Source organism: Pseudonocardia nigra, from assembly GCF_019396355.1.
Lineage (GTDB): Bacteria > Actinomycetota > Actinomycetes > Mycobacteriales > Pseudonocardiaceae > Pseudonocardia > Pseudonocardia nigra.
In genome coordinates, this window is record NZ_JAHKRK010000397.1 from 1 (window position 1) to 2,554 (window position 2,554).

Genomic DNA, 2,554 nt, shown 5'->3' on the forward strand with positions numbered 1-2,554 from the left:
CGGCTCGGACACCCCAAGATCACACCGCAGACCAGCCGATCATTCGTGATCGACACGCCACTGCCGCCAAGATCACACTGACCCCGACACGAGGTCACGCTCAAGATCGGGCTGAATGCTTACCACGGAACGAGTCACCTCCGCGGATGAGGCGCCCATCGCTCGGGCCGCAGCGAGAAGACGTGTATCGACGGTCGCTGCCGCCCTGGTAGTGGCGATCACAATGGGAAAGAAGGCGTAGAGCGTGCCGATCACGATCTTTGATCCGCTGCCGACGCCGAGGATCGCTGCGACGATCGGGTAGAGCACCACGAGCGGCAGAGCGCTGATCGTCGTGAACACCGGTTCGTACGCATCGCGCAGGAGCCGCGAGGTGCCGACGACGAGTCCAAGAGACACGGCGGCCCCCCGGCGGCCCCGGTGGCGATGAGGAACGCGATCCCGGTCTCCTTCATGGTCACCAGGAGGGGATCGAGGGCGACGGCCGGGTCGCCGACGATGCTCGCCAGCGCATCCACGACACTCATGGGCGAGGCCAGCAGGATCGGCGGAACACGCCCGCTGGCGCTCGCCGCCTGCCACGCCGCGACGACGACGAGGATGACCCCCGCGTAGACGAGCGGCCGCCGCGCGCGAGTCACGACTCGTCACTCTCGGGCAAGAGGAGCGCGGACAACCGGTCGATGAGCGCGTGGAACTCGGGCCGCCGCATCAGAGAGGGATGCCTCGGCCGCTGGAGCGGCACCTCGATGATCTCCTTGATCACCGCCGGGCGAGGGCCCATGACGACGATCCGGTCGGAGAGGTACGCGGCCTCGGAGAGGCTGTGCGTCACGAACACGACGGTCTTGTGCTGCTCCTCCAGCAGGGTGATCAGCTGCCCTCCGAGGCGCAGGCGGGTCTGCTCGTCGAGCGCGGAGAAGGGTTCGTCGAGCAGCAGGACCGGCGCGAAGGAGACGAGTGGGTGGCCTACGTCGTGCTCGATACGTACAGCGAAGACGTACCGCGGGATCGCCTACGGGGCGCGAGCCCTATGGCGACGGAGTGCCCGTAGTAGTCGCAGGAGCCACGACCTGCCAGGGAGGCCGGGAAAGCCGAGACCACAGGGCGAAGGGGCACAGGTGATCGAGAGGTCCAGCGAAGGGAGGCATGCGTAATGCAGAGCGCCGAAGCGGTGCTGGACATCATCCGTAAGCGCGGTGAGAAAGGGCTGCCGATCGAGAGGCTATATCGGCAACTATTCAACCCTCAGCTGTATTTGGTGGCCTACGGGCGCATCTACGCCAACGCGGGTGCGATGACGCCAGGGGTCACCACGGAAACCGCGGACGGCATGTCCCTGGAGAAGATCGGAGCGATCATCGGCGCTTTACGTGCCGAGCGGTACCGATGGTCTCCGGTGAAACGGGTCTACATCGAGAAGAAAGGATCAACGAAAAAGCGCCCGCTTGGCCTGCCGACCTGGTCGGACAAACTGGTCGCCGAGGTAGTACGGCTACTCCTTGAGGCGTACTACGACGTCCGGTTCTCCGACCGATCCCACGGCTTCCGCCCGCACCGGGGATGCCATACGCGCTGAGCGAGGTGGTGGAAACCTGGAAAGGGACGCACTGGTTCATCGAAGGAGACATTTCCGACTGTTTCGGCAGCCTCGACCATGAAGTGATGCTATCGACGCTCTCGGAGAAGATCCATGATGGCCGGTTCTTGCGGCTGATCAGCCACATGCTCAAGGCCGGATACTTGGACGACTGGCGGTGGCACAACACCCTCAGCGGCGCGCCGCAGGGTGGGGTCGCCTCCCCGATCCTGTCGAATATCTACCTTGATCGGCTGGACCAGTTCATTGAACAGTCTCTGCTGCCCGACTACAACAAGGGCCTGCGTCGGCGACCTAACCGGGAGTACAGGGCCATCGAGTACGCGATCGCGAGGGCCGTCCGGCGCGGCGACCGGGAGGCGGTGCGGGAGCTTCGGCTCCAGCGTCGCACCCTGCCGAGCCAGGACCCGAACGATCCGCATTACCGACGGCTGCGTTACGTCCGGTACGCCGACGATTGGCTCTTGGGGTTCGCCGGCCCCAAGCGCGAAGCCGAGGAGATCAAGTCGAAGATTGGCGCGTTCCTGCGTGACGAGCTCAAGCTGGAACTCTCCACGCCGCCAGCCAGGCGGCGCACTTCCTCGGCTATGACATCCGGGCCCAACACTCCGACACGAAGATCACCCGGAACCGTCGGGCGGTCAACGGCGCGATCGGCTTGTTCGTGCCACGGCAGGTGATCAGGCAGAAGTGCGCGCTCTACATGAGCAAAGGGCAGCCGGCGCAACGTGGCATGCTGCTTCATGACGAAGACTTCACGATCGTCGCGAAGTACCAGGCCGAGTACCGGGGCAGTACCGGGGGCTCGTCCAGTACTACCTTCTCGCCCAGGGGGCTTATTCACAAGTCTGAATGGTGACTGCTCTTCGTGACATGAGGGGTACGTCGAGCACTTGATCACGAGTCGGTCTCAATTCGTGCTTGACCGCGTGTCGCGCGAGATGCGCAACAGCT

General features: G+C 64.4%; 4 protein-coding genes. 2 read left to right on the forward strand and 2 right to left on the reverse strand.

Annotation, left to right across the window (positions count from 1 at the left end):
• Positions 1–72: 72 nt before the first annotated feature.
• Positions 73–399 carry an ABC transporter permease gene (locus KME75_RS40845; RefSeq protein WP_219420355.1) on the reverse strand — a complete coding sequence of 109 codons (327 nt, stop codon included), beginning with the start codon at positions 397–399 and terminating at the stop codon, positions 73–75.
• A gap of 238 nt (positions 400–637) precedes the next feature.
• Positions 638–835, reverse strand: coding sequence for a hypothetical protein (locus KME75_RS40850; RefSeq protein ID WP_219420356.1), 198 nt, complete (start codon positions 833–835; stop codon positions 638–640).
• A gap of 321 nt (positions 836–1,156) precedes the next feature.
• Between KME75_RS40850 and KME75_RS40855 the strand changes: the two genes are divergently transcribed.
• Both KME75_RS40855 and KME75_RS40860 read left to right on the forward strand, forming a co-directional pair.
• Positions 1,157–1,579, forward strand: coding sequence for a reverse transcriptase family protein (locus tag KME75_RS40855; RefSeq protein WP_219420357.1), 423 nt, complete (start codon positions 1,157–1,159; stop codon positions 1,577–1,579).
• A complete protein-coding gene (locus KME75_RS40860; protein ID WP_219420358.1) occupies positions 1,564–2,280 on the forward strand; it encodes a reverse transcriptase/maturase family protein in 717 nt (238 codons plus the stop codon). The genes KME75_RS40855 and KME75_RS40860 overlap by 16 nt, the downstream gene beginning before the upstream one ends.
• The last annotated feature ends 274 nt before the right edge of the window (positions 2,281–2,554 follow it).

What these genes read in the sequence shown, in the direction of transcription:
- KME75_RS40855 (WP_219420357.1), top strand. Translation starts at nt 1,157, where the DNA reads ATGCAGAGCGCCGAAGCGGTGCTGGACATCATCCGTAAGCGCGGTGAG.
- KME75_RS40860 (WP_219420358.1), top strand. Translation starts at nt 1,564, where the DNA reads ATGCCATACGCGCTGAGCGAGGTGGTGGAAACCTGGAAAGGGACGCAC.